General features: G+C 74.3%; 7 protein-coding genes. 6 read left to right on the top strand and 1 reads right to left on the bottom strand.

Translation table 11 applies throughout. The features are described from left to right. Positions 1-40: 40 nt before the first annotated feature. Positions 41-622, bottom strand: coding sequence for a biotin transporter BioY (locus B7L92_RS31970; protein ID WP_081240794.1), 582 nt, complete (start codon positions 620-622; stop codon positions 41-43). A gap of 303 nt (positions 623-925) precedes the next feature. Here B7L92_RS31970 and B7L92_RS43745 point away from each other — a divergent pair, with 303 nt between their 5' ends. The 6 genes from B7L92_RS43745 to B7L92_RS31945 all read left to right on the top strand — a co-directional run. After that, complete coding sequence (locus tag B7L92_RS43745) at positions 926-1,009, top strand: putative leader peptide (RefSeq protein WP_368656276.1); 84 nt, start codon at positions 926-928, stop codon at positions 1,007-1,009. A gap of 91 nt (positions 1,010-1,100) precedes the next feature. Next, positions 1,101-2,300 carry an ROK family transcriptional regulator gene (locus B7L92_RS31965; protein WP_081240793.1) on the top strand — a complete coding sequence of 400 codons (1,200 nt, stop codon included), beginning with the start codon at positions 1,101-1,103 and terminating at the stop codon, positions 2,298-2,300. Between the two features lie 217 nt (positions 2,301-2,517). Further along, positions 2,518-3,582 carry an ABC transporter substrate-binding protein gene (locus B7L92_RS31960; RefSeq protein WP_081240792.1) on the top strand — a complete coding sequence of 355 codons (1,065 nt, stop codon included), beginning with the start codon at positions 2,518-2,520 and terminating at the stop codon, positions 3,580-3,582. Next, on the top strand, positions 3,579-4,439 hold the full coding sequence (locus tag B7L92_RS31955) for an ABC transporter permease (protein ID WP_081240791.1): 861 nt from the start codon (positions 3,579-3,581) through the stop codon (positions 4,437-4,439). Before B7L92_RS31960 ends, B7L92_RS31955 begins: the two co-directional genes overlap by 4 nt. Then, the gene (locus B7L92_RS31950) at positions 4,415-5,149 is read left to right on the top strand and encodes an ABC transporter ATP-binding protein (RefSeq protein ID WP_081240790.1); all 735 of its coding nucleotides are present in this window, start codon (positions 4,415-4,417) and stop codon (positions 5,147-5,149) included. The genes B7L92_RS31955 and B7L92_RS31950 overlap by 25 nt, the downstream gene beginning before the upstream one ends. After that, positions 5,146-6,224, top strand: a 1,079-nt coding sequence (locus B7L92_RS31945) for an NtaA/DmoA family FMN-dependent monooxygenase (protein WP_081240789.1), incomplete at its 3' end; no start/stop codon positions are given. The genes B7L92_RS31950 and B7L92_RS31945, both read left to right, overlap by 4 nt.

Genomic DNA, 6,224 nt, shown 5'->3' with positions numbered 1-6,224 from the left:
ACGCCTCACCGGGCCTCTTCCGCGGGTGGCCGGACGGCCGTCACCGCCTGCCGACGAACTTCCAGGCGGTCGGCAGCACTCCCATGGCCAGGGCCGCCTTCAGGGCGTCGCCGACGAGGAAGGGGGTGAGGCCGGCCGCGATCGCGGCGGAGGCGGACATGCCGGTGGACAGGGCCAGGTAGGGCACGCCGACGGCGTAGATGACCGCCGAGCCGAGCGCCATGGTGCCCGCCGTCCGCCAGACGGAGCGGTCGGCACCGCGGCGGGCCAGGGCGCCCACCGCGGCGGCGGCCAGCAGCATGCCGAGGATGTAGCCGAAGGACGCGCCGATCCCGTGCGAGCCGTTCGCGAACCAGGGCACCCCGGCGAGGCCCGCCAGCGCGTACACCGCGAGGGAGGCGAGGCCGCGGCCCGCGCCGAGGGCGGTGCCGACGAGCAGCGCGGCGAAGGTCTGGCCGGTCACCGGCACCGGCGAGCCGGGGACGGGCACCGCGATCTGGGCGGCGAGGCCGGTGAGGGCGGCACCGCCGAGCACGAGCGCGGTGTCGCGGACGCGGGAGGCCGGAAGCAGGTCGGCGAGGACCAGGCCGGTGCGGGTGGAGGGGACGGCAGCGGTGCTCATGGGGACTCCGCGGGGGTGAGGGCAGTCGGGGACACGGTGACGCTATCCCGGTGCCCTCGTGCCGATCACCGTCAGCGCTCGACAAAGGGGCCGACGGGGGCTTGGTGGGCTTCGGACAAAGGAGGGCGGTGACCAGCGGTACGGCGTGACAACGGTCACTGAGGTGGGGTGGTTTCGCCAACAGGGTCCGGTGGAAGGGCGGCTGTGAGGTCCCACCAAACGGGCCGTCCCCGCCCGTCGGACGCCGTCTCGCCCGTCGGTCGCCGTCTGGGCAGCGCGCGGCCGCTTTGCTAGCTTCGGCGCATGGTCGCCCAGGCCCGGAACCTCACCTCGCGTCGCCACGTCGATCTGCGACGCGTGGGCGCTGCCGCCTGTCGCCTCTGCTGACGAGGCGGGCGGAACGATTCGGCGCGCCTCGATCCCCGTACGACTCCCGTACGACGGCGCAGTGTCGGACCCGTTCCCGAGGAAGTTCCCCATGCTTCGTACCGCGGCAGCCCCGCCCCTCTCCCCCGTACCGCGCGTCGCCGACAGCGACCGGCGCCGGACCAGTGCCAGCGTGGTGCTGCGGTCCGTGCTGGCGCACGGGCCGGTGGCACGCAGCACCATCGCCCGGCTGACCGGGCTGTCCCCGGCCTCGGTGACCGACCACTGCGCCCGTCTGGCGCGGCTCGGCCTCGTCCGGGAGGCCGCGGCGCCCCGCCGCTCGGGGGGTGTCGGGCGTCCGCACCTGCCGGTGGACGTGGACCGGACGCGGCTGGTGGTGGGCGGTGTGCACGTGGCGGTGCCGTACACCACGGTGGCGCTGCTCGACCTGCGCGGCCGGGTGCTGGCCGAACGGCGGCTGCGGCACGGGGGGACCGAACCGTCCCGGGTGCTGGCGCGGGCCGCCGACGGCCTGGCGGCGCTGCTGGAGCGGGCGGCGGACCGCCGGCCGCTGGGCGTGGGCTTCGCGGCCGGCGGCTGGGTGGACCGGGAGGCCGGGACCGTCGTCGAGCACGCGCCGCTCGGCTGGCGCGAGGTGGCGGTGCGCGCGGAACTGCGCGCGTACACCGGACTGCCGGTCCATGTGGACGGGCACGCGCGGGCGTTGGCCAACGCGGAGCGGCTGTTCGGGCGGGCGGGCGGCGGGCGCAGCGCGCTGCACCTGTTCGTCGGCAACGTGGTCGACGCGGCGTTCGCCACCCACGACGAGGTGCACCACGGTCCCCGCTCCCAGGCCGGGGCCGTCGCCCATCTGCCGCTCGCGGGCGGCACCGAGCCCTGCGCGTGCGGCCGTACCGGTTGCCTCCAGGCCGAGTTGGGCGAAGCCACGCTGTGCCGGCGGGCGCGGGAGGCCGGTGTCACCGACGGGACGGACCCGGTGCGGGTGGTGGACGCGGCGGCGGCCGGGCACCCGGCGGCCGTGCGGCTGCTGCGGGAACGGGCCCGTATGACGGGGCGCGCGGTGGGGCTGCTGACCGACGTGCTCAACCCGGAGAGCGTCGTCGTCACGGAGTTGGGGGTCACCCACCGGCCGGACTGCCTCGCCGCGCTGCGCGCCGAGGTCGGCGGGGCCCGGGCGGCCACGGTCGTGCCGACGAGTTTCCCGGATTCCGTCCTGGCCGTGGCGGGCGGTTCGGTGGCTCTCGACGTCCTCTACCGGGATCCGCTGAGCGCCTCACCTGAGCCGAATTAATTCAGAAACTCGGAATGTTGACACACCTCCCCCGAGGACAGGAACATCCTGGTCATGAGCTGTCGCACCCTCTGTTGCTGACACATCGACGCGCGGGCGCCCGAAGCGCCTGAAGCGCCCTTCCCCTTCCTCGTGAATTCCTCCGCGGCTTTTCCCTGCCCGGAATTCCCCTTTCTTTTCCGCCCCGTTGCGTTTCCATGAACTCTGGGAGTACCCCATGCCCGCACCCCCCGCGTCCGGTGTCGACCGGCGGCTCTTCCTCTCCTCCCTGCTCGGCGTCACCGCCGCTGCCGCCGGGCTGAGCGGCTGCGCCGGGGCGAGCGCCGCGGCCGACCAGGCGTCCCTGGAGGAGCCGCTGGCCGAGAAGGTCCCGGCCGGCACCAGCCTGAAGATCTCCTCGTACCAGAACGTCCAGCAGCTCCAGCTGAAGCTCGCCGGGCTCGGCGACCTGCCCTTCGAGGTGGGCGACTGGCTGAACATCGGGGCCGGCCCGGACGTCATCAACGCCTTCCGCGCCAAGTCCCTGGACCTCGCGGGCAACGCCGGCATCCCGCCGATCCAGGCGTACTACCAGGGGTTCGACGCGAGGATCGTCGCGGTCAACATCACCCGCGAACCCAACTACCTCTTCGCCACCAGACCCGGCAGCGGCATCCGCGCGGCCCGTGACTTCCGGGGCAGGCGGCTCGCGTTCTCCCAGGGCCAGGCCCAGGGGGTGGTGCTGCTGCGCGCCCTGAAGGAGGCCGGGCTGGAGTACGACGACGCCGAACTGGTCCCGCTGACCAGCAACCAGTTCCTCACCGCCCTGCAGTCGGGCCAGGTGGACGTCGCCCCGCTCGCCATCAGCCAGGCGCCCTCCTATCTGGAGCAGTACGCGTCCCGGGGGGCCCGCACCATCCCCACCGAGGTGGTGGACCTGCTCAGTGTGCTGTGGGCGCCGGCCACCGTGCTGGCCGACCGGGCGAAGGCCGCCGCCGTCGCCGCGTACATCCCGTACTGGGCCAGGGGCGCGGTGTGGCAGTACGAGCACCCGGACGAATGGAACGAGGAGTTCTACGTCAAGACCCAGAACCTCACCCCCGCCCAGGCCGAGTCCATCACCGAGCTGGCCAACAAGCCCCTGTTCCCACCCCGTTGGGACGAGGCGATCGCGTGGGAGCAGGAGACCGCCGATCTGCTGGCGGAAGGCGGCTACGTGAAGGAGTTCGACGTCGGCGCGCTCTTCGACCGGCGCTTCGAGCCCCTCGCCGCCCGGGCCGTGCCCGAGGAGTACCGGAGGTGACCACCGTGACCACGACCACCACCCCGGCCGCCCCCGCACCGGCCGGCCCCGCCGACGGCGAGGAGCGGCAGGTACGCCGGCGCCGGCGGCTCTCCCCCGGCAGACGGCTGCCCGCCGCCCGGATGCTCGGCCCCGTGCTCGTCCTCCTGCTGTGGGCCGCCGCGTCCGCCGCCGGCCTGCTGGACCCCGGTGCGATCCCCGCCCCCTGGACGGTGCTGGAGACCGGCGCCCGGCTGTGGACCGAGGGCACGCTGGCGGACGACATCCTCACCTCGCTGCGGCGCGCCGGCACCGGCTTCGCGCTCGGCCTGACCGCGGGCATCGTCCTCGCCCTGGCCGCCGGGCTCAGCCGGGCCGGCGAGGCGCTGATCGACGGGAGCGTGCAGCTGAACCGGGCGGTCCCCACGCTCGGCCTGATCCCGCTGTTCATCCTGTGGCTGGGCATCGGCGAGACGTTCAAGGTCGCGATCATCGCCATCGTCGTCTACATCCCGATCTACCTCAACACGCACGCCGCGCTCTCCGGCATCGACCACCGGTTCGTGGAACTGGCGGAGGTGCAGGGCCTGTCCCGGCCCGCCTTCGTCCGGCAGGTCGTCGTCCCGGGCGCCCTGCCCGGCTTCTTCGTCGGCCTGCGGCTCGGGGTGACCGGCTCCTGGCTGGGCCTGGTCGTCCTCGAGCAGATCAACGCCACCAGCGGACTCGGCTACATGATGTTCCAGGCGCAGAACTACGGCCAGACGGACGTCATCCTCGTCGGCCTCGTCGTCTACGGCGTCTTCGGCCTCGTCTCGGACACCCTCGTCCGCCTGATCGAACGGAGGGTGCTGTCATGGCGCCGCACGCTGAGCAGCTGACCCGGCCCGCCGTGCGGCTGCGCGGCCTCACCCGCTCCTTCGCGGGGCGCACGGTCCTCGACGGCATCGACCTGGACCTGCCCGCCGGGCAGTTCACGGCCCTGCTCGGGCACAGCGGCTCCGGCAAGAGCACCCTGCTGCGCGCCGTCGCGGGGATCGACCACGGGGTCGCGGGCGGCGGAACGCTCACCGCACCCGAGCGGGTGTCGGTGGTCTTCCAGGACTCCCGGCTGCTGCCCTGGCGCCGCGTCCTGCCCAACGTGCTGCTGGGGGCTGCGGGCGGCGACGCCGAGGAGCGCGGCCGTGCCGCCCTCGCCGAGGTCGGCCTCGGCGGGCGCGAGCGCGCCTGGCCGAGCGAGCTGTCCGGCGGCGAGGCCCAGCGCGCCGCCCTGGCCCGCTCCCTGGTGCGGGAGCCGGAACTCCTGCTCGCCGACGAGCCGTTCGGGGCCCTGGACGCGCTCACCCGGATCCGGATGCACGGCCTGCTCCGGCGGCTGTGGGAGCGGCACCGGCCCTGCGTGCTGCTCGTCACCCACGACGTGGACGAGGCGATCGTGCTCGCCGACCGCGTCCTCGTCCTCGACCGGGGCCGCATCGGACTCGACCTCGCCATCGACCGGCCGCACCCGCGCTCCTACCGGGACCCGCTCCTCGGGGAGTACCGCGAACGGCTGCTGACCGCCCTCGGCGTCACGGAGGACCCCGCATGACCCGCCGCCTGCACCTCAACGCGTTCCTGATGAACACCGGTCACCACGAGGCGTCGTGGCGGCTGCCGGAGAGCGACCCGCACGCGCACGTCGACCTCGACCACCACGTGCGTCTGGCGCGGACCGCCGAACGCGGCACCTTCGACTCGCTGTTCCTCGCCGACGGCCCCCAGTTGTGGAGCAGTGTGGCCCAGCGGCCCGCCGGGGCCCTGGAACCGCTCACCCTGCTCACCGCCCTGGCGACGGCCACCGAGCACATCGGGCTGATCGCGACGGCGTCGACGTCGTACAACTCGCCCTACAACCTGGCCCGGAAGTTCGCCTCGCTGGACATCGTCAGCGGTGGCCGGGCCGGCTGGAACATCGTCACCACGGCCGGCGCCGAGGCCGCCCGCAACTTCGGTCTGGACGACGAGCCGCCGCACGCCGAACGGTACGCACGGGCCGCCGAGTTCGTCGACGTGGCCCGCAAGCTCTGGGACAGCTGGGAGGACGACGCGGTCCTCGCCGACAAGGCGGCCGGCGTCTGGGGCGACGACGCCAAGATCCATCCGCCGCGGCACCGAGGCGCCTACTTCCGCGTGGAGGGCGCCCTCAACGTCCCCCGGACACCGCAGGGTTACCCGCTGCTGGTGCAGGCCGGCTCCTCCGAGGACGGGAAGCGGTTCGCGGCCCGGTACGCGGAGGCGGTGTTCACCGCGCAGCAGACGCTCGCCGGCGCCCGGGCCTTCTCCCGCGACCTCAAGGCCCTCACCGCGGCGGCCGGACGCGACCCCGGGCACATCAAGGTGCTGCCCGGCATCGTGCCCGTCGTCGGCTCCACCGAGGCGGAGGCGCGGCGCCGGGAACGGCTGCTGGAGGAGCACATCGTCCCCGAGCACGGGGTGCGCCGGCTGGAGCTCCTGCTGCGCCTGGAGCCGGGCACGCTGGACCTGGACGCCGAACTGCCCGCCGACCTGCCGCCGGAGGACGCCGTCGAGGGCGCCAGGAGCCGCTACGCGCTCGTCGTGGAGCTGGCCCGGCGCGAGCGGCTCACCGTGCGCCGGCTGATCGGCCGGCTCGGCGGCGGGCGCGG

Origin of the sequence: Streptomyces viridosporus (assembly GCF_002078235.1) — a bacterium.
Taxonomy (GTDB): domain Bacteria; phylum Actinomycetota; class Actinomycetes; order Streptomycetales; family Streptomycetaceae; genus Streptomyces; species Streptomyces viridosporus.
This window is presented reverse-complemented; position numbering and strand designations above follow the sequence as displayed.